This is a genomic window from Sphingobium sp. FW306-1B-F04DB, from assembly GCF_058781925.1.
This window is the reverse complement of the sequence record NZ_JBYSXE010000006.1, coordinates 15787-39000: the sequence shown is the minus strand read 5'-3', so window position 1 is coordinate 39000 and position 23214 is coordinate 15787. Positions and strand designations below refer to the sequence as shown.

Sequence of the window (23214 nt, the reverse complement as noted above, 5' to 3'; positions counted from 1 at the left end):
AGAGCCCTGGCGCAATCCCATATGGTCTCACAAAAAATCTGGACGGACTCTGTGGCAAGCGCGTATCGCCGAATGACGACTTCTAGCCGTAATTGTTTTGGGATTGGATCGGCATGATGAGCCTGGCGGAGCTTGCTGCGGTGCCGGGCGCACATTCGGTCTAGAACATGGACGCTGCGCATGGGTGTTGCAAATCTAGTGAGCCGTGGGGCTCACCGGCTGCAGTCAATGGGCTCCCGACGATTTCTCAGATTTCTGTCGGAACGCTACCTTGAGCCTGTCGTTGAGCAGTTCCTGTTTTCTGGACGGCAACACAGCTACAAGATTGGAGAGACGTTTCGGATATCGATTCCGGTCTTTGATGACGGAGAGCTGGCCAACGTATTCGAGGATCTACGGGCCCTTTCGGAGGTGGCGCACCGCGCGAGCGATATCGAAGCGACCGTTGTGTTGATGCGCCTGGACGGACGCGCGCCGCCGCACGTGCCGCCCTTCAGCTTTCCGGTACATGTCGACTGTGTCGAAACATCCCGCCTAGTGTTGAGCGTGGTACTGTGGACGGGCAACATCTACATCCCCAAATATATCGAGTCCAAACGCGCTGCAGAGTTGCGGGAAACTCTTTCGAAGCTCGGCATGCATCCGATTTGCTCTCGCGACGAGCTGTGCGACGCCTATCGCAAACGAACAGTCGTGCAGCTGGACGGCGTTGGTCGCAGTACGCGCTTCCTCTATGCAAATCTGCAGCAAAACCTCGAGGGCGTGCACTATGGTTTTCGTGAACAGCTTGATTTAGATCTGATCAAACATCTCCCCGGAAAGTACGAATATTTCTGGAAAAATTGCGAAATTAACTATATGCCGATCCGGGATTTGAATAAATATCCGGGTCGTGTGTCGCGGCAATACGTTGTTGGCGATATGTATAAACATCCTTATCTTTCGACCGCTTCGGTGTTAGACGTCGGTTGTGATATCAGGGGCGTCAGCGAGCGTATAGGACCACAAACGAAATATGTCGGTGTAGATATACAAGGGCTTGGTGACTATCTTATTGATCTCGACAAGGAAGACTTGCCTTTTGGTGATCGATCGTTTGATACCGTACTTTGTTTCGAGGTGCTTGAGCATTTAAATAGAATACATCAATGCTTCGATAAAATGCTTTCTATCTCTAATGAGTATTTTATAGGTAGTCTTTTTATCGAAAGTGGCGTCTGGAAGGGAAAATCGATTAATAAATTTGGCGATCCGTTGGGAAATATGTATTTACCAATTGCGCCAATATTCGATCGCCATGAATGGATATTCAGTGCCAATGACGCTCTTGATTTTATTTTTTATCGTGCAAAACGAATGGGGTTTAAGGTGGTCCGAATAGACCTGTTTTACGATGATATTCGGCCGCGGCTGTTTCAAGTTCAAAGACTGAAGCGCGCTTTCCGCCGAGGCGACGTTCATTATCTGTCAAAAGAAGTTTTGATGATCGGTTTTGCGCTGCAGCGTGAAACTCTAGCATAATCGCGGCCGTGTGGAGAAGGCGCTGATGTTTGCGCGACGTTTGATGAATCATATGCAGGAACGGGTCAGGCGCTCCGAGCAACGCGAGGCGCTCAATCGCGTCGTTGCGCGTTTTTTGCCATTGCCTCTTCCGCTCGCTGATGAGGCGGCCGGCCTTCTCGCGGAGCTGGATGAGGCGGGCAATGTGGTGCTTCCCCCTCTGATGCCGATCGACGTTCTTCGGGCCTTGCGCGCGGAGCTGGCACAAATGCCCTGCTTCGATCCTTGGAATCCCGAATTGGGTGATTTCGATTTCGCTGATGCGCCGCCCGGAACCAATAATGCACGCATTAGGGGGGTCTCTCAACTCCCGCTTGCACAGCGCGTTGCGAATCATCCACTGGTTTTGTCAATTGCGTCCAGCTATCTCGGATGCCTCCCCACGATCGACGACGTAATCGCGTGGTGGTCGCTGCCAAATCGACCGGCTCCAAAGGAGGAGCAGTTTTTCCATCGTGACAACGATGCAATCCGCTTCGTCAAGCTGTTCGTCTATCTGAGCGACGTCGGGCATAGTGACGGCGCGCATGTTTTTGTGCGCGGAAGCCAGCGCGACAACAGGCTGATCGAAAAGCGGAGGCGCTATCGGGATGCGGAAGTCCTTTCTGTGTTCGGAAACAATGCGTCGCGTGCGATGACAGGCGAATTCGGAACTGCGTTCCTGGAGGATACATTCGGGTTGCACAAAGGGGCGGTGCCAACGGCTGAGCCGCGCCTGCTGTTTCAGGTGCGATACACGAGTTTTCCGAGCGTCTTTGCGCGGGCGCAAGCCGTGAGCCATGCTGAGAGCGAATTCGACTCCTATATCAATCGCTATATCGCTTGATTTATGCAGAGCTTGATTTCGCTCATTTTGCGGCTTTCTGCTGTCGGCGGAAAATTTGTCGCGTTGGCAGTGTTGGCGGATGCCAGTGGAGCTCATGAGGTTGGCGCTTTTGGCCTCTTTTTCGGGCTTGTGAACATCTTCCTGTTTGTAATTGGCCTAGACTTTCACTTGTTCAGCATTCGCGAGCTTATTGCCCGGCGAACGATGGCGGGGCGCGCGCGTGTGATTGTCGGCCAGGCGGCGCTTGACGGAACCATATATGCAGTGGTGCTCATCCTAGGGTTGGTGGGAGGAGCGCTGTCGTTCTCCGGCATGCTGGGCATACCTTTGATATGGTTCGTCAGCATCCTTGTTTGCGACCATCTGGCGCAGGAACTGTCCCGAGCCTTTCTTGTCCTGAAGCGGCCCAATGCGGCCAATATCATCTACGCGGTGAAAACAGGCCTGTGGGGTTGGGCAGGCGCGGCCGCGATCTATCTTCGGATGATGAGCGCGTCCGCAGAAAGCTTCTATTTCATGTGGCTATGTGCGGACTTGTCAGCCATCGTTCTGGGGACCGTCCTGCTATTGCATACCTTTCGAGGAACGCGCACTGGATTACCGCCCCACTATGGCGCTTGGATCAGGCGAGGGTTGCATGTCAGCAAGGTTTTCTATCTGACGTCCGTTGCGACCATGTGTCTTGCCTATCTCGACCGTTTCGTGATTGCGCAACAGGTCTCGCTCGCTCAGGCTGGACTTTACACGTTTTGGCAGAGCATCGCAGCGTTGTTGCCTGTTGTCGTGTACGCAATGGCGGGGATGCATTTTCTTCCGCGCATGGTTGAAGCCTACAAACGCAAACGCGACGCCGAGTTTCTTCAACTGCAGCGCCAGTTTCTCAAGCGCACGGTGATGATTTCGATCGTAACAGGGCTGGTGATACTGCTGCTGGCGGCTTGGATCCCTATACTGCTTGGCAAGGACGAGTTTTCCGCAAGCCCGACGTTCGTTGCAATACTGGTCGCGGCCGCCGCATTGAATGCCTTGTGGCAGATGCCATATCAAACGCTCTACAGCGTTGGGCAGGATCGATATCTGGCGTCGACGCTCGTCTTTGTTACGCTGCTGGCGCTCTTGCTGAATGTGCTTGCTGTGCCCGGGTTCGGAATCACGGGAGCCGCGGTGGTTAGCGCCATTTCCAACGGAACGGTGTGCCTTGTTTTAGGGTGGCAAGCGTATCGCTATCAGCGCGGGCGCAGTCTGACGGAGCCTCCCGCTCAGGCCGATGGCTCCCCGCAGGCGCATATGCCTTCCGCGCTCCATTCCGACACTTGATGTTTGCGATATCTCGAAGGCGAACAGTTTAATGACGATCCGTAATATCGATTTCGTATATATTACGTCCTATAATGAATGCGACGTCCCGCTGATATGCGGACTGCGCGACTCCTTGTCACGTTTAGGCAAATCTTTCGCTGTCGTCGGCTATGTGAGCACCTATGTCGAACGGCTGCACAACGAGGCCGGGGTCGAGTTCCTGAATCTGCGTCAGCCTGGGCCGCTGCAACCGCTCGACGAATCGGAATGGGCGGCGCTGGAAGCCCGACTCCCAACCACGTTGCGCGATTTCACATTCCCTGAGCAGCGTTACTATATGACGCGAAGGCCGAAGCTTGCTCGGCGCGCCGCCGCGATACTGGATGGCTTTGCACGGTTGCGCGGGGACGTGCGCATTGGCTGCATGATCCACAAGTTAGGTGCGGAGCTTATCCGCCAGTGCGCCGTCCACGAGGCAAAGACGACCGGGGTACGCACAGTTTTTTTCGGTACGTTTCCAGGGCATTTCAAGGGACGCACGTTCCTTCACGGTAGCATCTGGTCCGAACGTGACGAGGAGGGGCCGCCTCAATCCAATGTCGCCGACGAGGTGTCGTTTGATGATTTTCAGGAGTTGCTCGTTCGGATCAGGGATCGTCGTGAGGTCGTGCATTATCCGCTGGTCGGGATGCGGCAATGGTCCGAGGGAAGTGCGTTCCTGAGATCGCTGGTAAAAAACAAGGAATTTGAATTCATTGATGATCTCGTGCGTCGCCGGCTCGAGATGCAATGGTTTCGGTTTCGCAACGCAATTGCTAATTTCAGGGCCACGCGAACAATTCCCGATGAACCCTATTACTTTTTTCCGCTGCACGTTTTTGACGACTCCCAGATCACCGTGCGCAATCCACAATATTATGATCAGGCTTGGGTTCTCGAGCATCTTAATCGTGTCATGCCGAACGGGATGAAGCTTGTCGTAAAGCTCCATCCCGGTCTCGATGGCGCGGTTCCCTTGTCGTTTTTGCGGGCGATATCAAAGCTAGACAGGGTTGTGTTGCTGCAGGGTTCGGTCAACGCACATGAGGTCATCAAGCGCAGCGCTGGCGTGATTGTGATCAACTCGACCGTGGCGTTCGAAGCCATGCTGCACCGCAAGCCTGTGCTGGTGCTGGGCAACTGGACGTTCGGGCGTCTCGGCATGACCGAGCATCTCGACGATCCGAGGGACCTGCCCAAGAAGCTGCTTGCCCTGCGCGACCGGAAATGGGATCGCGAAGCGGTTGATCGCATTTTATACGACCTTTACGGCGAAATGAAGCGTTGCAGCTACAATCGTGACCCGATCGATTATAATGCGATTGTGTCGTCCATACTGGATCACCTCGGAGACACCCCCTGAGACGTTCGACCTTTCTGCCCACGCTCATACTGTTCTGGGCATGGCTTACCTTTCGCTTCATATCGGACTGGCCCCGCGGCGCGGCGGCGAGCGGAGAAGCTGTGGATGAATGGGGGCGTCAGCTCAGCTATTTCGGAATTATCCCGTGGTTGATTCTTGCCACCCCGTTCATGTTGATGATAGGCGGCTGGTCTCGCATGATTTACAACAGCCCGGTCGCGCGCGCCCATCTCGCCTTTATTGTTTTTCAGTTTGTAGGATTGTTCATTAGTACGCAAGAATTCGGTAATGAAGGATTCTTGGCTGGAATGTATATTTTGGCAGTTTGCCTAAGCTTTTTGTATATTTATGTGTTCGGTGTGTATATCGGAGGCATATACAACGGTCAGCCGATCGACGGTGTGGCAGCGCGCGGAATAACTATTTTGACATGGGCAATGTTGCCGACAATAGCTATTGCGTTGATGCAGCTTGCTACAGGCACGGGTCGAGACGTGGGCGGCATTATGCGCGTATACGGCGGCACGTCGAGCCCCAACGTCATGGCGGCCATGCTCCTTGTTTTTGCGGGTATTTTGATGTGGAGCAGCCGGGCCCGTCTTAGCGCTCTACGACGTGTAATAATATTCGTAGCGATTTCGCTGCTAGTGGCGTGTTTTTCGATGAGCGGCATGGTCGCCTTTGTGTTCTCGCTCGCACTGTATGTTGTAATCCGCGCGCGCGCGGCGGGAACCCTCAAACTCCGCTTTTCCTGGATCGTGGCGGCAGTTTTCGGAATTTACCTATTGGTGCTGTTCGCAGAGAATGTACTCGCACTTCGTATCAGCGAGCTTGGGCAGGACGACAATTCACTGACGTGGCGTGCACGGACTTGGCTCAGCTACCTCGATTTTCTGTCCGAACCGGCATTCCTGATGCTGGGTGGCGGATTGGGTTTTGACCATTTGGGGCTCGATCAGGAGCCGCACAATGAATGGCTGCGTGTGCTTCTTGAGACCGGTCTGGTTGGGTTGTTTCTGTTCGCCCGAATTTGGTGGAAACTGCTCGGCTCTCTGTGGCAGATCGCCAAGCAAGGCGATGCGTTGCTGCAGCGGCAGGCATGCGGCATGATCGCGGTGACCGGAGGTTTGCTGCTTTGGGCAGCGGTGGATTCGGTCGCGCGAACCGCCCCCTCGGCATTGCTCCTCTGGGGCGCCGCCGGAATGCTGGTCGGCATGTCTAATGCCCATTTGAAACGTGTGTCATCCGCTCAGCGGGTTCCGCATCCGCTTCGAAAGCGTGCGTCACCTAGCTTTGCAAGGCTGCTATAGGCGCTGTTGTTTAATTCTATTGGGGACGATCATCTTGCTAAATCGTATTGCGCGTCGGCTACCGGGATATGCCGAACTGCGAAGCCTTATGGATTCATCCGCGACAAAGCAGGTATCTGCGCGAGAGCTGGCCTCGGAGCTTGCCCTCAAGATGGGGCCAGGGTTGCGCGTCCTAGATCTTGGTTGCGGTGAAGGTGCGTCCGCTGCTTGGTTCTGCGAGCTGGATCCAACCATCGCATGGCACGGCGTGGACATCGAAGACTCTCCTGAGGTCGCTTCGCGAAGGCAGGCCGACCCGCGGATGGTAAGCTTTGACGGAATCCGCATCCCTTTTGACGATGAGAGCTTTGACATGGTTTATTGCCACCAGGTTCTCGAGCACGTGCGATACCCGCATGAATTGATGCGTGAGGTTCGGCGCGTTCTTAAGCCTGACGCGGTTTTTGTTGGATCGGTCGCTTATCTTGAGCCCTATCATTCTTTCAGCGTTTTCAACTTTACGCCGTTCGGCATGGCGTTTATTTTGAAAGATGCGGCCATGAAGCCCGTTGCTCTGCGGCATTCCTCGGATGGATTCTACAAAATTTTCCGACAAATGTTGGGCGGTTTTGGCTTCTGGTCTTTCTTCTCCCACTGGTCGATTCCCTATGCGTTGCTTGATGCACTCGGCTTCGTTTTCGGCTCAACGAAGGAGGACATCAATCTGCTCAAAATTCAATATTCGGGGAGCTTCTGCTTTATCGCGGAAAAATCTAGCTCTAAGAAGACTTGATCATCGTGAAAATTGCACTTGTAAATACGACGCTGAGGCCTGGAAGAGGGTCGGACTTGGTCGTTCAAAAGTTAGCAGAATCGCTTTCCGATCATAATGACGTGTCCGTTTTTGCACCGTTTGGCGGAACGTTGACAGTCCCGGGGTGCAATTTGATCGTGGCACCGACGATTGGTGGCGTATTCGAGCGCTGGAGGAATGCGGTCGCGTTGGTTTGGGCGTTGTATCGGCAAGCTGACAGATTCGATGTCATTAATTGCCATCACGCGCTATTGAGCTTAATTCTTCCCAAGCGTCGCCTGATTACGACCTATCATGGCTATCGTGGACGACTCAATTTCATGTTTGGCCGCAGCGTAGCTGAATGGATCAGCCGCGCGGTCCGTGATGTCGCTATTAGGCGTGCGCTGCGCAGAAGCCGCGCGGTGACCCTCGTCAGTCAATCTCTCGAAGCAGAAGCGCATGCGGCGGGCAGGGGGGATGCTAGTGTTGTCTATAATGGCGTCGAATTTTTGCCCAACTCCACGGAGGCGCCGCATGCTGGGATTGGCGACTATTTTTTGTATGTCGGTCGTATCGATCCGGACAAGTCGGTCGATCAGCTTATCGCGTTCTACTGTGCCACGGCGGTGCAGATTCCGTTATGGATTGTGGGTGACGGGGCGGATCGCCAGCGACTGGAGAGCAACTGTAGAGATCCGCGGGTTCGGTTTCTGGGCGTCAAAACCAGAGAGGAGCTTCCTGCCTTGTTTTCTCGAGCGCGTGCTTTTGTGACCGCCTCGACCTACGAGACTTTCTGTCTTCCGGTAATCGAGGCAGCTCAGTTCGGGCGCCCGTCGATAGGACCCGCGAGCGGTGCACTTACCGAGGTTATCCGTCACGAGCAAACGGGTTTTCTGTTCGGGGCGTCGAACTTTGCCCAGCAACTGGAAAGGCTAGCGTGTATGGATGCCGCTGATTTCGAACAGATTGCGGATGCCTGCCGGAAATGGGCTGCGCATTTCACTTGGTCGAAAACGGCCAGCGAGTATGAATTCGTATATCGCACGGTCTGTACATCCTAAGGGGGGATGTGTGACCTCCATCCGCGTCGTCGTTCCGGGCACGCCCGCGCACGATTTCAGTATTTGTTTTGGGCCCATATGGACCCGAGGCCACTGTTGCCAACGGGCCGAGCATCGGCCATGGAGGCACATGATTCTGCCTTGGTGCAGAGACGCTCCGGCGGATGACGATATGATCAGGTACGGTTTGTGGTGAGACGACATTTTCTTGACCGATTCCGCGATGCACTGACGTTTAACGTGTTGGTGTTTTTTCTCGGCGTTGTATTTCTTATGGGCGGAAGCGCGAGGAGTGATGTTCAGTCGCTCGCTATCTTGCGGCCCGTTGCCGCGTTGGCCATTTGTTTCGGGTTATGGGAGCTCACGCCGGCACATATCCGGACCCATCGTTACCTTTTTGTATTTGCGGGTGCCGTTTTGGTGCTTGTGGCCATTCACCTGATACCTTTGCCTCCCTCGGTCTGGGCCGCGCTGCCTGGGCGTGAGCTAGCCGCCGAGATAGACAAGGTGGCCACGCTAGGTGAAGTCTGGCGGCCGATTAGTCTTGTTCCTTCTGCGACGTGGAACGCGCTTTATTCGTTGCTGGTGCCGCTGGCGGTTCTCGTGCTGGCAGTGCAGGTCAACCGTCACCAGTTGTTCCAGTTGCAGCTCGTCCTGATCATCATCGGGCTTTTCAGTGGGTTTCTGGGGTTGTTGCAATCCATCGGGCCTGCTGAAGGGCCGCTCTATTTTTACCGGATCACCAATAACGGCTCGGCCGTGGGCCTGTTTGCGAACCGCAATCACCAAGCGGTTCTACTCGCCTCGCTGTTTCCGATGCTTGCCGTCTATGCTTCCACTGGTTTGAAGTCGGTTGAGCAGGCGCGGATCAGGTTGATGATCGCGGTCGGTGCTGGTGTCGTGCTGATTCCCCTGCTGCTAGTGACGGGGTCACGCGCGGGGTTGATAGCCGGTCTTGTCGGCCTGAGTTCGGTTGCGTTGCTCTACCGCCGCCCGCGTTTTGAGAAACCGGCAAAGCGCAAGCTTCACAAAATCGCTCCGCGTTACGTATATGGGGCGCTGCTAGTACTAGGGCTGGGGGCGTTGACGATCCTCATGTCGCGCGCCGAAGCTCTGTCCCGGTTGATTACGATTGACCCGACGCAGGATGTTCGCCTTGCCTATTGGACGCCCATTTTTGCAATGATCGGGAAGTATTTCCCGGTGGGGTCAGGCGTTGGAAGCTTCGTCGAAGTTTTTCGTCTGGATGAACCGTTGAACCTTATCGAGACTTCATACGCGAATCATGCGCATAATGATTTACTCGAGATTCTCATGACCGGGGGGCTTCCAGCATTACTTCTCCTCCTCGCGGCTGCGGCAGCCTGGGGTTGGGCGAGCATTCGGCTTTTCAGCAAGCAGCGCTCAGGTGGCAGAGGTCTAGTGTTCGGGCGTCAGGGTGCCGTTCTCATCTTCATATTGGCCTTTGCCAGTATCGTGGACTATCCCTTGCGCGTTCCCTCTCTGGCCAGCCTATTGGTCGTCGCGGCCATGTGGATGGCGACGGCGTTTTCGGGCCAGGAAGTGCGTGATGACCCTGCGTCGAGAATTGGTGAACGTGCCTGACTCTTTTTTCGGAAGCAGGCGGGAAATGGCATTTAAGGGTGGATTGATGATCGGAAGAATTGCGTTGTGTTTGGCTGCACTTACGCTCGCGGCATGCGCGGGGTCTCCCAACCTGGGTGGTAGTCCGAATCTCCAAGTCGCCCAGGCCGGTGTGCTTCCCCCGCCCGGACGCGCGGACTTGTTCGAACAGAATCGCCCATATTTGATCGGGCCCTTCGACAAACTCACCATCGATGTCTTTGGCATCGAGGAACTCAGCAACAAGGAAATCCAGACGGACGCTGGCGGCCGGATTTCCTTTCCGCTCGCCGGCGTTGTCGAAGCTGCCGGAAAAACGCCTGCTGAGTTGGAGAATATTCTGGAAGAGCGCCTCCGCGGGCGCTTTGTGCGGGACCCCCAAGTCACGGTTAATCTCAAGGAAACTGTCAGCCAGGTGATGACGATTGATGGAGAGGTGGAGGAACCCGGTCTGTATCCGGTGGTTGGCCGAATGACTCTGATGCGAGCGGTAGCAACCGCCAAGGGCACCGCGGAGTTTGCCAAGCTGAACGATGTCGTTATTTTCCGAACAGTCAACGGTCAGAAAATGGCGGCGCTCTACAATCTGAAATCTATCCGTCGTGGCTATTATGATGACCCGGAGATTTACGCGAACGATGTGGTCGTGGTCGGCGATTCGCAAGCGCGCAGGATTTTCAAGGATGCGCTGGCGATCATGCCTACGCTTACTTACGTCGTTGTGGCGCTGTTGAATAGAAACTGAAGCCTGATTTGATCAAATCAAGAATTCGAGAAATATGATGCTGCAAACAACAGGCCCCTTGGGCAATTCACAAACGGTCGTCGGCTTCGAAGGGGCAGACGACGAACAAAGTGCCCAGCCGTTAGCTCCTCCTCTGCTGCTGGAATATTGGCAGATCGTTGTTCGCTGGAAGTGGGCTATTATCGGCATAGTTGCGGCTTCTGTTGTGGCGGGTCTGATCATTACGCTGCTGATGACGCCTCAATATTCTGCAAAGGCTCGTATCGAGATCAGTCGCACTCAAAAGAATATTACCCAGGTGGAAGGGGTTGAGTCCGAAGAGACCGGGCGGGATCTCGAATTTTATCAAACCCAATACGCGCTGCTGGAGGCGCGATCGCTAGCCGAGCGCGTGTCGAAGGAATTACGGCTCGCGACCAACAATGGCTTTTTTGATGCGCACGGTGCGTCTGCTGGCGAAAGTTCGCTGTTCACTGACAGATCAGGTCAGCCGCTTACAAATGCGGAAAGGGCGAAGCGCGAAAAGGCGGCTGTTGACCTTTTGCTGACGCACATTGAAATTTCTCCAATTCGCGGTTCTAGCCTCGTCGATATTAACTACACATCGGCATCACCTGAGCTGTCAGCGCAGATCGCGAATAGCTGGACGCAGCAGTTTATCGAGGCAAGCATGGACAGGCGCTTTGCTTCGACATCGGACGCTCGGAAATTCCTGGAGCATCGGCTTGCAGACCTTCGTTCGCGCCTGGAACAGTCAGAACGCGACCTTGTGGGATATGCTTCGAACAAGGGTATCGTGTCTCTCAGCAAGACCGAGGGGCCGGACGGCAAGACACGCACTGATCGGACGCTGGTTTCGGACGATCTTCAGGCGTTGAATGACGCACTCGTGAAGGCTACCGCCGAACGCGTCGCCGCCGAAAGTCGGTCGAGGCAGAGCGGTGGTGGTGTGTCATCGGATGCGCTGTCCAACCTCGCTATCTCATCGCTTCGACAGAAACGAGCAGAGGTGGCTTCCGAATATGCGAAGCTGCAGGTCCAGTTCGAACCGGACTACCCGACCGTGCGCGCGTTGGCGGAGCAACTGCGCGCGCTTGATGTCAGTATTGCGCGCGAAGAAAACCGCGTCTCGCGGACGCATAATGCTGAATATAGAGAGGCGCTTGATCGCGAACGTGGCCTGCGGGGTCAGGTCGATGTGCTGAAAAAGCGGCTGGACCTACAGCAGCGTGACAGCATTCAGTACAATATCTATCAGCGTGAAGCGGACACTAATCGGGAACTCTATGACGGCCTGTTACAGCGTTATAAGGAGATTGGTGTTGCCGGTGTGGGCGCAAATAACATCGCGATCGTAGATCTGGCGAAAGTGCCTGAGAGCCCGTCGGCTCCAAGCCTCCCGCTTAACCTGGCTCTCGCGATACTCGCTGGATTGGGTGTGGCGGCTGCTGTAACTTTCGCGCTCGAACAAATCGACGAGGGTCTGCGGGAACCTGGTCAGGTTGGCCGACTCCTTCAGTTGCCGCTTCTCGGCAGCGTACCCGATGTGGAAGACCATGACGCACTCGAGATGCTCGGTGATGCAAAGTCGATGCTTTCCGAAGCTTATCTTAGCATCCGATCTAACTTGGCTTTTTCGACGGACCATGGATTACCTCGGGCACTGATGGTCACCAGCACTCGGCCGACCGAAGGCAAGAGTACGACGAGCTTTGCGCTTGCAACTGTACTCGGTCGGACGGGCAAAAACGTCCTCATTATAGATGCTGATATGCGTTCGCCCTCGCTCCACTCCTTCATCGGCGTAGAAAACAAGGTCGGCTTGAGCAACTTTCTTGCGGGAGACAACAGCTGGGAGCATCTGATCACTCCGACTCCATTTAAGGGGCTCCGACTGATGTCTGCCGGACCAATGCCGCCGAGCGCCGGTGAACTATTAAGCAGCGATCGGATGTTGATGCTTGTTCAGCGTCTCATTGAGCATTTCGACCATGTCGTGATCGATTCACCTCCGATACTGGGTCTTGCCGATGCGCCGCTCTTGTCGCGCGCGGTGGAGGGCTGTGTGTTTGTGATCGAAGCCGAAGGGGTCGCCATTCGCGGCGTCAAGGCCGCGCTGGACCGTCTGCGCTCGGTTCATGCACACATATACGGTGCCGTGTTGACCAAGCTCAAGCATCGGCAGGCGGGCTATGGCTATGGCTATGGCTATGGCTATGGCTATGGTCACAACGCGACGACAGAGTCGGCCGGCCGATGAGGACGGTGGCCGCCACGCTGGCGAGATCCAGCGGCAAAGGCAAGATTCAGCGGGGGCTAGTTCTGCTTTTCGGCGGCGTGCTGACGTGGTTTGCGTTTGCGAACGCGGTCGCCGCCATCACCCGCACGAAAAATCCAGCATTGGCCTTAAGGCTAATCCCGGACGATCCCGTAGCGTTGGCTGTTCGTGCAGATGGGTTGCTCGGAAGCACCCCGAGCGGCGCGGCGATGACCAAGGTGGACAATCTGGCTCGAAAGTCGTTAGTCGAACAGGGGGTCAATGCCCGTGCGCTGCGTCTACTGGGGTATGCCACCGAGGCACGAAATGAGCTGTCTAAAGCGCATCGCTTGATCGAACTGGCAGCTCGGGTGTCACGTCGTGAAGTCGGTGCACAACTGTGGCTGATCGAATATTCTGTGCGGGCTAATGACGTAAAGGCAGCGCTTAGCCACTATGACGTAGCCCTTCGTTCCACCCCCGAACTCGGTCAGACGTTTTTTCCCATCTTGGCAACTGCGATAGAGGATCCGGCCATTCAGGCGGAGTTTGTGCGGCACGTTAAGGCGGCGGCGCCCTGGATGCCGTATTTTCTGAGCTACGCCATCAACCAGGACAATAGCGCCCCGGTCGTGGCTGCAGTTGTCACCCGCGCGGGAGGTCTGCCGGATCAGGATGTCTATCGCGGCCTGGAAAGTCAGGTCGTGGGACGGCTCGCCGCGACTGGGAAGTTTCTCGATGCGCAGAAATTCTATTTGAGCTTGAAAGAGGGGCGCACAAAAGTCCTCTCCTCGACGGCCTTCGACAAGGATAGCACAAACGTCCGCTTTGTGCCGCTTACATGGCAATTGTTGGATACTGCATCCATCAGTACGTCCTTTTCCGAGATCGATGAAGGGGCTGCGCGAACATTGCATGTGTCTGCGGCTTCTGGCGAACGAGGTCTCGCTGCCCGAAAAATGCTGTTTATTCGTGAAGGCCCGTATCGCTTCAACGCGAAACAGAATCTCGCGCGATCAAGTAATGGTGCGAGCTCTTATTGGGAAATAAAATGCTTGCGCGGCACCGATGCGACTTCGATCTGGCGCAGCGATGGCAGGCAAGGCGATCCCAAAGGGCCCACGATTTCATCGAACTGCCCTGTTCAACTCCTCGAACTCAATGTCGACGGCGGCGACGGACCCGACGGCGCAGAATTGGTTATTGAATCAGTTTCCCTCCGTTAAGGTGGGATCGGAGCTAAACCTTCCATTTCTATGACACGGAATTAATTGCTCGTGCGCGGCATGGCGTCATTTGTCGGTCGCAATTGTTTTTAAAGTACCGTCGGCGAAGCACACTTTTAGGTTGCCGTCCGCGCGATCTATGAAGAGGATGGCATGCCCGCGCTTCGCTTGAGGCCGCGGCACGCCATCCAAAAGGCCCAAGCCTTGTACGCCAGTCAGATCGTGGCCGTTCATTTCGAGATTATCGATTGCCGGTGTGAAGAAGATTGAGCGCGCCCCGCCGACAAAAGCGCGGAAACGCCCCAATGCCTTCTGATAGTTGAAGGAGCCTTCCACGTCGGGATCGCTTGCAGAAGCGGGCGCAATCGCGCGAGCTCCCCCCATCCGCACCAACCCGCCTCCCGAGCTATCGAGATAAGTAACGGCGTTGTCGGACTCATTCTTCAGAGCACCTCCGTACATTCCGTAAACCGCGGCAGGGATGCGCAGGAAATTGCCTTTGGATCCGTTGAAGTCCATGAATGTGTTTGCGGACGATCCGACGCGCCCTTCTATTCTTAGAAACTCTAAGTCTATTCCATATGCTTGGGGATGTAGAGTTATCAGCGTAGTGTTTTGAAATATTCCTTCGACTGATAGAGCTCTTCCGTGAATCATTGAGCAACTATCGTGAAATTTCAGAAACGTCTTCATACCGATATCGCCGAACCGGCACCAGTTTATATTATCTATTATTAGATTGTTTGCGTCACCAAGATTGAAGCAATTAACGCCACATTCAATCTCAATATCCTTGCACGTATTCCAATATGCGCTGTTCGAGAAATAAAAGACTTCATCGAACAAACCTCCAGCTGACAAGAAGCGTAAATTTCGGAAGTTGCAATATTGCCAACGATGGCCGTTGATAGCCTTTGCTACTTTGGTCGCGGCTTCGAAGTGCAGTCCTTCAATATTTACGCGGGATAAAATGCCGTCCGTGCCGTTCGTGAGCATTTCTCCGGCATGATTGGCGCGTAGGCTTCCGCCACCAGTAATGGTCAGATTGGATGGAAGCGCGAGCGGACTATCCAGCCGATATACTCCATTCACCATTAATGGACGCTTGAAGTCTGCAGCAGCCTGAACGGCAAGCGTTAGTTGTGCCGTTGCATCGTCGCTGCCGCCCTCAGGTGCCATCATGTCACCCGGCGCTACAAACGCTTCGCGCAATCGCGCCGATATCGATCGGGATATCGCGCCGTTGCCACTCGGAAGAAACTCGAGCTTTTCTACAATAGCGTGAATTTCGTGCTTATTATTGGTAATCTGAGCGGCGGTATCGAGCGTAAATGATCGTCCGGAACCGCCGACGGCAAGTGGTTCGCCGGAAGTGCCAAATCCAAGATACTTACCCGAACGTTTCGCGGCGTCAGGGAGGGGGGCAACGGTTTCTTCCAAGGGAACCCGCAGCGCTGCCGCGTCCGACGCTGCCGCCTTGCCAATACCCCTCCCCAAGTTGGCGTCGGTGGCCTGCACCTTCCTTGAGGTCGCTTTGCCCAATGAATGGGCATGTGATCCGGCAGACGTGCCAAGCAGCCCAAATAATAATGAGCTTAGGAAGTTACGGCGCTTCATGGTTCCTCGCTATAAATCGGAAAGGCATGACAGACGGTACTCTCTGGCCTGATCCATCTAGTGGTTGGTGCGTTCGTCGTCGCACACTTGTCGTCTGGCGACCCACCTCGCCGGAAATGGATATGAGCGCTTCTAGCTGATCAATCTCATCTCAAAACCCGTTTTAGCATGCCTAACTATTCCATGCTGTCCAATTCCTCCTTAGGAAAAAGATCGCACGTTCGGCGTTTATGCTGCCGCGGGACCAATCTCGTAGCGGTTGGCCGGGAATAGCGGCTGGCGGAGGACGAGAGCTCGGACTAGAAGGCCCAAGTTACGAGAATCACCCCGATTGTCTGGTGAAGTGCGAGGCTGCTATGCAACCGATGGACGTCACGGTCAAATGAGTGGCAGTGAATGGGATGTCAGATGGCATGATCTCAATTGATACATATGTTATGTTGTTAGCTGGCGTTTTCACAATCAGCTTATGTCTCTTGGGGCCTCGCCTCGCCCCTGCCATTGGATTGGTGGATATTCCAGGTGGGAGAAAGGCGCATGCTCATCCGACGCCCTTGCTGGGCGGATTGGCCCTTGTCTTCATTTTCTTCCCGGCAGTTCTCGCTATTTGCGCGATTAGTATCGGCGCGGTGCGGCCGATGCTGCTTTCAATGGCTACGTGCACAGCGGCCATCGCGGCGCTTGGAATGGTCGATGACCGCCATTTGGTTCATCCTAATAAGAGATTGATAATATCGACCGCAATATTCGCAATGGTGACATTTTCATTCCGAGATTTAACGATAGGCGTCATAAATTGGAATGGTAATCGAGATGGAATAATTCTCGGCTCACTCGCGCCTTTGATTACTACTGTTGCGCTTGTCGCATTCATCAATTCCGTAAATCTTGCTGACGGAAAAAACGGGCTTGTGCTGGGTATAAGCTTGGGGTGGCTCGTAATGTTGGGTGTGGCTGCTCCTGAAAATATATATGTGTTCATTTATTTGCTGTCTTTAATTGTTTCAATATTGTTAATTTTCAATTTAAATGGTCGCTTATTTTTGGGCGATGGAGGAAGTTACGGTATCGCTTCCGGCGTCGGACTATTGGCTGTATACGTCTATCAAAATTCGGATGTTATGCGCTCCGCCGATCAGGTCGGTTTGATGTTCATGATACCTGTTGGTGACATGATTCGGCTGATGGTTACGCGAACCCGGGCTGGGAAATCTGCGTTTTCGCCCGATCGTGATCATTTACACCACCTTTTGCTGGAAAGGTTTGGTTGGGTCAGAGGGCTGCTGAGCTACTGGTTCATGGTACTTGTTCCCGCTGGAATTTCGTTAGCATTTCCGAGCATTACAATGATTCTGGTGGTAGCATCCTTTACCCTGTATTGGGTCGTGATCGCGATAGCTCACAGGCGGGCGTCTATGTGAACCTCCCAGTTCGAACGCGGCCGGCGACAAGTGCAATCGCTGCTCCAAGCTGAGGTCATCGGTCGGAACGCGGGGAGGCAGTGCGGATTCAGCTGTGATCCATTGTGATGCCGTCAATACCTTCAGTTGGAAGGAGCGGAGCCGACGGTTACAAGGTGCATCAAGAGGCCGCTCGGCTGGCTCAAGCTATCGATCCTTCTGCCCTTCCTGAGAGACCGGTGATAGCATCCTCGTTGGGGAAGATGCCGACGACGTCGGTGCGCCGCTTGATCTCGCCATTGAGCCGCTCGAGGGGATTCGTGCTGTGCAGCTTGGTGCGATGCTGGGCGGGAAAGCTCATATAGGCGAGCACGTCTTCCTCGGCGGTATCCATGAGCCTGGCGAGCTTGGGGACGGTCGGGCGGAGCTGGTCGGCGACCTTGCGCCACTGCGCCTTGGCGGCCTCGGCGGTCTCCTGCGCATAGGCGGTGGCGATGAAGGCCGAGACGACGCGGCGACCGCTGCGCCCGGCATGCGCCAGGGCATTGCGCGCGAAATGCACGCGGCAGCGTTGCCAGGTCGCGCTGAACACGCGTGACACCGCGGCCTTGATCCCCTCATGCGCATCGGAGATGACGAGCTTGACGCCGCGCAGCCCGCGCCGGGCGAGGCTGCGCAGGAAGTCGGTCCAGAATATCTCGGCTTCCGACGGCCCGATCGCCATCCCCAGCACCTCGCGCCGACCGTCGCCGTTGACGCCGACCGCGACGATGACCGCGACCGAGACGATGCGCCCCGCCTGGCGCACTTTCATATAGATCGCGTCGATCCAGAGGTACGGCCAGTCGCCCTCGATGGGCCGATCGAGGAACGCTTTCACCCGGCCGTCGATCTCCTAGCACAGCCGGCTGACCTGGCTCTTCGAGATCCCGCTCATCCCCATCGCTTTCACCAGATCATCGACCGAGCGTGTCGAGATCCCCTGGATATAGGCTTCCTGGATCACCGCGGTCAGCGCCTTCTCGGCTAAGCGCCGTGGCTCGAGGAAGCAGGGGAATTGAGCAGGTTGCCTGTCCCCCAGACAGGATAATCCGCTCAATCTGCCGGTGCGCAGCTTGGGGATGCGCAGCTCGACCGTGCCGGCGCGTGTCTCCCAGTCACGGTCGCGATAGCCATTGCGCTGCGCCAGCCGCTCGGCGCTCTTCTCGCCATAGCCCGCACCCGTCAGGCCGCCGACCTCCAGCTCCATCAGCCGCTCGGCGGCGAAGCCGATCATCTCGCGCAGAAAATCCGCGTCCGGGCTCTTTCCCAACAGCGCCTGCAGGTCCATCTTGCTCTCGGTCATCGGTGGTCTCCGTAAGTTGAGTTTCGCAACCCAAGCTTATCCCAAGATCGCCGGTGACCACCCGCGAAACTGACCGCCCGCTACAGCGCTTGTGGATAGCGCGCGGTCGGTCAGCTTCGCTACCACCGAGCTACACCACCATCAGGGACACGACCCTGATCCTTCGCCTTGTCTGTTCGGACGGCCAGTGGATCAGAATGTGTAGGTAACGCCGAAGATGACCCGGCTTTTGCTGTGCAGACGGTGCGCGTAATAATCCCGATCGGGCCCTCCGCTTGTCCAGGCCAGTTGGACATCGAACGGACCGAAACGCCTCGCAGCTCCGATCCGCACGTCATATTGAGTGCTGTTCACATAAGGGTTTTTTGGCCCGCCCACCTGCGTCAGCAAGCCGACATGCCCGGTTACACGCAGGTGCGGGGCTGGGTGAACCACCGCCTCGAGATCACCATAGATGGTTTCCACTCCACGCCTCAGATAGTTTGGCGAGAAATAGACATGCGAGGAGAGATGCTTGGTAACGATACCAAGATAAATCTCGGTGTAATCCCTGGCGCGGCCGCGACTATATTGAGACGTATACTCCGTATGCACGATCCCGAGATCGACAACTGGCCCTGAACCGACGCGCCTGGCGTAGCCGAGGTTTCCCGTGGCGCCAAGCAAATCAGGGCCGCTCTCGGGCGACCACACGCCCATGATCGATCCGTTCGCATAGATTCCGGAAGCGTCGTCATAGGATGCCACCACGTCCAGCACCGGCCTTTCCCGGCTGATCGAATAACCGCGGAACCTGTATTCGCTAAGTACAGTGGCGCTCGCGGCGACCTGCGCCTCTACCGGCGAAGCGTAAAGTGCCAGCACCAGGCTCGCCCAGGCAGCGCGTGCCGCGCTCCGTGATTTATCGGCGCTGAGCGTCTGTCGGACTGGTGTCAGCGCACGAGTGCTCACCAAGCCTGGCGGCGCGGACAAGCGATGCGCAGGCATTGATTGCGCCGCCGCCTGTTCTTGTGGAGACAAGGGAACGGGAAGCGGGCCCCGACGCGGTCCGTTCGCGGAGCAACGCAACCAGCCCGCTGACGTGCGCGGCCGCATAGGAGCTGCCGTTGACCAGATACCATCGTCCTCCTGGCTGTGTCGTCGGCACATCCCGTCCCGGCGCAGTGTAGACGCCCGAGGGCGAAGCGGGCAAGGCGGCGTCGGACACCGCGACCACCCCAGGCTGCGAGGCCGGAAAACCGCCCCGCGGAAGTTGGGGATCGACCGCCGCAACGATCACGATGCCTCGCGCCATGCCAGTTTTCAGGAGCTTGGTGAGCAGCTGATCTGGCGGACCGCTCAGGCTCATGTTGATGACGCGCGCATTGTGTTCGATCGCGTAGGACAGCGCCCTTGCGAGGCTGAGGCTGTCACAAACTGCATCCCTCGACCCCGCGCTTTGTTCCGGATTCTGCCAGCAGGCACGCAGACTCATCAGGCGCGCCCGGGGAGCCACGCCAGCGATCCCCACGCCGTTGTCGGCAATCGCCGCGATCACGCCCGCGACCGCCGTACCGTGCCGCTCCGCCGCCGCAGCGCGGCCGACGACAAAGTCCTTACTTGTAGCAACCTGACCCCGCAGGTCGGGATGTCCACCATCGATTCCACTGTCGATGACGGCGACGGTGACGCCGCGGCCGGTTGCCATCTCGTGGAGGTCGGCCAGCCGCCATTCTCGCGCTGCCGGTTGCAACGCAAAGAGCGGATCGCGGAGCCCTGAGGCCGAGCCCAGTACACGATACATCTGCAGCGGCTGCGACCAGGCAACAGCAGCGTTGCGGGACACCTTCTCCACCACCTCTTCGGTCGTCCGGCTGTCGGTGACGGCCATGATGAAGCAATCGACACCGAGCATCGGCATCGGCCAGTTGTCGACCAGCCTCAGTCCGTAATCCCGGGCGATCCGTGCTGCCTGGCGTCGCCGAGCCTTGCGGTAGACATCCTCGCCATAACCGCCGCCATAGTCTGAATTTGGCCGGTAGTGCTGCTCGGCGAGGCGCAACATCACCAGAATTTGCGACTCTGGAGCGATGACCTTGGTCGGTTCGGCGTGGACAGGTACAATGAATGCCAGGCAAATGGCCGCCAAAGTGAAGGCGAGTGCGCTGATCAGTCTGCGCCGACGCCCGTTCACTCGCGTTCGCTCGCGTCGATGGGTTCTGCAAGGACGACGTCCGCCTGTGAGCGCAGCTTTGCCAGCGCCGCGGCACGCCCGGCTTCGGCCACCCGCAGCACATAGGCGTCGGCAGTTGTCGGGCCATCCACCAGGCGTGCACCGGAATCTATAAGCAAACGACGCAACTCGCGCTCGGGCGTTTCGGGCCGGAAAACCACGATCATGTTGCCGGCATTCGATGCGGAAGGTGGGCCGAGCGCATGATACTGCGCCGACCTGTCGGCCTCCGGAGCAGCGATGACGAGCCCGAGAACAGCGATCGCTGCAGCCTGCGCGCCTAATATCCACCGCGCCATGATGGGCCAGCATACTGTACGCAGGACCGCAGTATTGGCATGGCTCCGTGCAGCCTCGTCGCTCGGTAGCTGGATCCGCTGACGAAGCGCGGCCCAGCCACGCTCGACATCGATTGACAGACACGAGACCTGATTGCCCAGCGCGCGTTCCGACTGCAGTTCCGCCTGAAATTCGGCACAGCCGGCCAGATGGGCTTCAAGCTCTGCTGCCTCGTCAGCGTCGAGCTGCCCGATCACGTACCACGGGAGCAACTTCTGCACTTGTTCGTGCGGCTCCTCGTGAAACCTGATGATGCGATCCATATTTACCTTTCTACAGCCAGTCCGCCAACTCGCCGGCCAGCACCCGTTTGAGGTGGCGCCGCGCGTGAAACATTCGTGTTTTCACTGTATCGACAGGACAATCCATGATCTCCGCGATCTCGCGATATCCGAGCTCGTGAAAATAGGTCAGGTCCACAACAGCACGGTGATCGGCTGAAAGGCCGTTGATGGCGTCCATCAGAATTGCCCGCGACCGCCGTTGTCCGAGTTGCCCGTCGGGACCTGGCTCTAGGCTGACGCCTTCTGCTGCCCGCCCGTCTTCAACCGGTTCATCCTGGCGCCGCAGTGCCTTCATCGCCTGTCGATAGGCGATCGCGAAAATCCAGGTCGATAGCTTGCTGGCGCCATAGTAACTGTCGGCCCGATTCCACACGACCATCATCGTGTCATTGAGAACCTCCTCCACGATCTGCGGTCGACGAACAAGGTTGGACAGGAACCGCGTGAGACGTGGGTAATAGTCGCGATACAACTCCTCGAATGCCTGCACGTCGCGCGTACGCACTCGCGCAATCAGATGCTCGTCACGAGCCGTTTTCAGACTTGCAAGCGCCCGGTATCCGCCGCTCGCCGCGCCCTGTCTTGTCAACGATTGCTCTCCAGCGTTAGTGACCTTGAACCGCGCAAAGGTTCAATTCCCTAGCTGCGTCATTGAACATGCATCCTGACTTTGAACTCACCGCGTCACGGTTCGTCGCATCAAGCGCCAGAAGCGCGTCCGATAGATACTGTAGAAATCTGACAGCGACGCAACGCCAGGGGGTATGAGGTCGCGCGGAAGTTGCTGCGCTCTCAATGCCCATGTATCGGCCCACATGTAGCGCTCGGCGATCGAGCAGCGCTCGACGCGCTGCGCCAGCGCGGGCTCGAGGCGATCGACTATCCTCCGGACGCTCTCGGGAGCTGCCCGCCGGCACTGGTCAAGAACGTCCACGGGAATGGTGCTGGGTGAAATCCTCGCGCAGCATTGCAGCGCGGGGTACGTAAGGGCCAGGGTCCCCGTGCGTCGGCCCAGTTCTACAAACGCGCCCCATGACAACGAGCCCGACGCCCGATCCTGCCTGGTGATGCTAATCAGTTCTACCATGCGCAGCAGCGTCAGGCTTTCAAAACTGCAGCTGGCATGGACGGCCAGGTGGAGAACGCAGAGCGGTTGATCGAGCACCACGGCTCTAGGATCGCACGTCCATCGCGCCCCATTGAATTCGGGCCTTACCTGCTCCAGCCGCGCAACACGACCACCGACTGGCGTGCGACGGTTCAGTGACGTATGCAGATCAATCGTCCAGGGGTCGTCTGCATGCACCAGGCATAGCGTTCGTGGCGCCTGCGGTGTGCCTCTCAATCGCCAAACGCGCTCGGCGGGCCAGCGACTGGCTTTTCCCGGCTCGAATGCCATCAATGAGAGCACTTCCCCGGCAGCCGCTTCGTCCGATGGGCGCACGAGCAGGTCAATGTCGGACTGGGGACGCGCGCCGGGTTCGGGGAAATAGGTGTGTGCCGTATGCATTCCCTTGAGGACCGTGACCTCGACGCCCTTCGCCGCGAGAGCGCTCACAATTTCGCGCGTTACCGATGTCATGCGGGCAATGCGCAACCGGTTGTGCGCGAGGTGCAACGCCAGTAAGGGCGCAACAATTGTAGTAGGGGAGATCAGACCTCGCTCGGCCCAGTGACCCAGCAGTGGTCCGGTTCCGGAGGTGTAGCATGCGACACTCAGAGTATCGGGATCCGCGTCGAGCGGTTCTGTGTCTGCACCATCTCGCAGCACTGTCGCAATAGTCCTTTCGATCGAGCGAAGGGCAGCCTGCCAGCGTTCGATGGTCACATCTGGCCAAAGCCACATCGGGGATCCGGATTCCCGTGCCGACTCAAAACGTAGACCGACCTCGTCGGGGGGCAGGTCGAAGGTGTCGAGCGCGAGTTCCACCGA

18 protein-coding genes and 1 pseudogene are annotated in these 23214 nt (G+C 56.7%); 12 read left to right on the top strand and 7 right to left on the bottom strand.

Going from position 1 to position 23214, the window contains the following annotated elements:
* The first annotated feature begins 180 nt into the window (after window positions 1–180).
* The 11 genes from AC3WJD_RS05150 to AC3WJD_RS05100 all read left to right on the top strand — a co-directional run bounded on the left by AC3WJD_RS05150 (window position 181) and on the right by AC3WJD_RS05100 (window position 14084).
* Complete coding sequence (locus tag AC3WJD_RS05150) at window positions 181–1521, top strand: class I SAM-dependent methyltransferase (RefSeq protein WP_492745145.1); 1341 nt, start codon at window positions 181–183, stop codon at window positions 1519–1521.
* Between the two features lie 10 nt (window positions 1522–1531).
* Window positions 1532–2386 carry a phytanoyl-CoA dioxygenase family protein gene (locus tag AC3WJD_RS05145; protein WP_492745143.1) on the top strand — a complete coding sequence of 285 codons (855 nt, stop codon included), beginning with the start codon at window positions 1532–1534 and terminating at the stop codon, window positions 2384–2386.
* A gap of 3 nt (window positions 2387–2389) precedes the next feature.
* Entirely contained in the window at window positions 2390–3703 is a 1314-nt protein-coding gene (locus tag AC3WJD_RS05140; RefSeq protein WP_492745141.1) for a lipopolysaccharide biosynthesis protein, read from the top strand.
* A gap of 31 nt (window positions 3704–3734) precedes the next feature.
* Window positions 3735–5087, top strand: a complete 1353-nt coding sequence (locus AC3WJD_RS05135) for a capsular polysaccharide export protein, LipB/KpsS family (RefSeq protein ID WP_492745139.1) — start codon at window positions 3735–3737, stop codon at window positions 5085–5087.
* Between the two features lie 101 nt (window positions 5088–5188).
* On the top strand, window positions 5189–6397 hold the full coding sequence (locus AC3WJD_RS05130; RefSeq protein WP_492745137.1) for an O-antigen ligase family protein: 1209 nt from the start codon (window positions 5189–5191) through the stop codon (window positions 6395–6397).
* Between the two features lie 88 nt (window positions 6398–6485).
* Window positions 6486–7169: a class I SAM-dependent methyltransferase gene (locus AC3WJD_RS05125; protein WP_492745135.1), complete on the top strand. Its 684-nt coding sequence runs from the start codon at window positions 6486–6488 to the stop codon at window positions 7167–7169.
* 56 nt (window positions 7170–7225) lie between these two features.
* Window positions 7226–8233 carry a glycosyltransferase family 4 protein gene (locus tag AC3WJD_RS05120; RefSeq protein ID WP_492745133.1) on the top strand — a complete coding sequence of 336 codons (1008 nt, stop codon included), beginning with the start codon at window positions 7226–7228 and terminating at the stop codon, window positions 8231–8233.
* A gap of 189 nt (window positions 8234–8422) precedes the next feature.
* A complete protein-coding gene (locus tag AC3WJD_RS05115) occupies window positions 8423–9838 on the top strand; it encodes an O-antigen ligase family protein (protein WP_492745131.1) in 1416 nt (471 codons plus the stop codon).
* Window positions 9804–10601: a polysaccharide biosynthesis/export family protein gene (locus AC3WJD_RS05110; RefSeq protein WP_492745129.1), complete on the top strand. Its 798-nt coding sequence runs from the start codon at window positions 9804–9806 to the stop codon at window positions 10599–10601. The genes AC3WJD_RS05115 and AC3WJD_RS05110 overlap by 35 nt, the downstream gene beginning before the upstream one ends.
* 34 nt (window positions 10602–10635) lie before the next feature.
* Complete coding sequence (locus AC3WJD_RS05105; RefSeq protein WP_492745128.1) at window positions 10636–12861, top strand: GumC family protein; 2226 nt, start codon at window positions 10636–10638, stop codon at window positions 12859–12861.
* A 5-nt stretch (window positions 12862–12866) separates the two neighbouring features.
* Window positions 12867–14084, top strand: a complete 1218-nt coding sequence (locus tag AC3WJD_RS05100; RefSeq protein ID WP_492745126.1) for a tetratricopeptide repeat protein — start codon at window positions 12867–12869, stop codon at window positions 14082–14084.
* Window positions 14085–14150: 66 nt separating this feature from the next.
* Here AC3WJD_RS05100 and AC3WJD_RS05095 read toward each other — a convergent pair whose 3' ends face one another.
* Window positions 14151–15701: a hypothetical protein gene (locus AC3WJD_RS05095; protein ID WP_492745124.1), complete on the bottom strand. Its 1551-nt coding sequence runs from the start codon at window positions 15699–15701 to the stop codon at window positions 14151–14153.
* Window positions 15702–16114: 413 nt separating this feature from the next.
* Here AC3WJD_RS05095 and AC3WJD_RS05090 point away from each other — a divergent pair, with 413 nt between their 5' ends.
* Window positions 16115–17122 carry a glycosyltransferase family 4 protein gene (locus tag AC3WJD_RS05090; RefSeq protein ID WP_492745122.1) on the top strand — a complete coding sequence of 336 codons (1008 nt, stop codon included), beginning with the start codon at window positions 16115–16117 and terminating at the stop codon, window positions 17120–17122.
* 205 nt (window positions 17123–17327) lie between these two features.
* Here AC3WJD_RS05090 and AC3WJD_RS05085 read toward each other — a convergent pair.
* From AC3WJD_RS05085 to AC3WJD_RS05060, 6 genes and pseudogenes are all read right to left on the bottom strand, one after another.
* Window positions 17328–18446 (bottom strand): annotated as a pseudogene (locus tag AC3WJD_RS05085) (IS256 family transposase); the annotation flags it as partial.
* A gap of 192 nt (window positions 18447–18638) precedes the next feature.
* Complete coding sequence (locus tag AC3WJD_RS05080) at window positions 18639–19433, bottom strand: TorF family putative porin (RefSeq protein WP_492745120.1); 795 nt, start codon at window positions 19431–19433, stop codon at window positions 18639–18641.
* Window positions 19348–20619, bottom strand: coding sequence for a S8 family peptidase (locus AC3WJD_RS05075; protein WP_492745118.1), 1272 nt, complete (start codon window positions 20617–20619; stop codon window positions 19348–19350). The genes AC3WJD_RS05080 and AC3WJD_RS05075 overlap by 86 nt, the downstream gene beginning before the upstream one ends.
* Entirely contained in the window at window positions 20616–21260 is a 645-nt protein-coding gene (locus AC3WJD_RS05070; protein WP_492745116.1) for a zf-HC2 domain-containing protein, read from the bottom strand. Before AC3WJD_RS05070 ends, AC3WJD_RS05075 begins: the two co-directional genes overlap by 4 nt.
* A gap of 10 nt (window positions 21261–21270) precedes the next feature.
* Entirely contained in the window at window positions 21271–21870 is a 600-nt protein-coding gene (locus AC3WJD_RS05065) for an RNA polymerase sigma factor (RefSeq protein WP_492745114.1), read from the bottom strand.
* Window positions 21871–21957: 87 nt separating this feature from the next.
* Window positions 21958–23211 carry a nucleotidyltransferase family protein gene (locus tag AC3WJD_RS05060; RefSeq protein WP_492745112.1) on the bottom strand — a complete coding sequence of 418 codons (1254 nt, stop codon included), beginning with the start codon at window positions 23209–23211 and terminating at the stop codon, window positions 21958–21960.
* Window positions 23212–23214: the final 3 nt, after the last annotated feature.

Excerpts from the sequence above, each read along its gene's own strand:
- AC3WJD_RS05105 (WP_492745128.1), top strand. The coding sequence starts at position 10,636 with ATGATGCTGCAAACAACAGGCCCCTTGGGCAATTCACAAACGGTCGTC.
- AC3WJD_RS05150 (WP_492745145.1), top strand. The coding sequence starts at position 181 with ATGGGTGTTGCAAATCTAGTGAGCCGTGGGGCTCACCGGCTGCAGTCA.
- AC3WJD_RS05070 (WP_492745116.1), bottom strand. The coding sequence starts at position 21,260 with ATGGATCGCATCATCAGGTTTCACGAGGAGCCGCACGAACAAGTGCAG.
- AC3WJD_RS05095 (WP_492745124.1), bottom strand. The coding sequence starts at position 15,701 with ATGAAGCGCCGTAACTTCCTAAGCTCATTATTATTTGGGCTGCTTGGC.
- AC3WJD_RS05110 (WP_492745129.1), top strand. The coding sequence starts at position 9,804 with ATGACCCTGCGTCGAGAATTGGTGAACGTGCCTGACTCTTTTTTCGGA.
- AC3WJD_RS05140 (WP_492745141.1), top strand. The coding sequence starts at position 2,390 with ATGCAGAGCTTGATTTCGCTCATTTTGCGGCTTTCTGCTGTCGGCGGA.
- AC3WJD_RS05135 (WP_492745139.1), top strand. The coding sequence starts at position 3,735 with ATGACGATCCGTAATATCGATTTCGTATATATTACGTCCTATAATGAA.
- AC3WJD_RS05125 (WP_492745135.1), top strand. The coding sequence starts at position 6,486 with ATGGATTCATCCGCGACAAAGCAGGTATCTGCGCGAGAGCTGGCCTCG.
- AC3WJD_RS05090 (WP_492745122.1), top strand. The coding sequence starts at position 16,115 with ATGATCTCAATTGATACATATGTTATGTTGTTAGCTGGCGTTTTCACA.
- AC3WJD_RS05080 (WP_492745120.1), bottom strand. The coding sequence starts at position 19,433 with ATGCCTGCGCATCGCTTGTCCGCGCCGCCAGGCTTGGTGAGCACTCGT.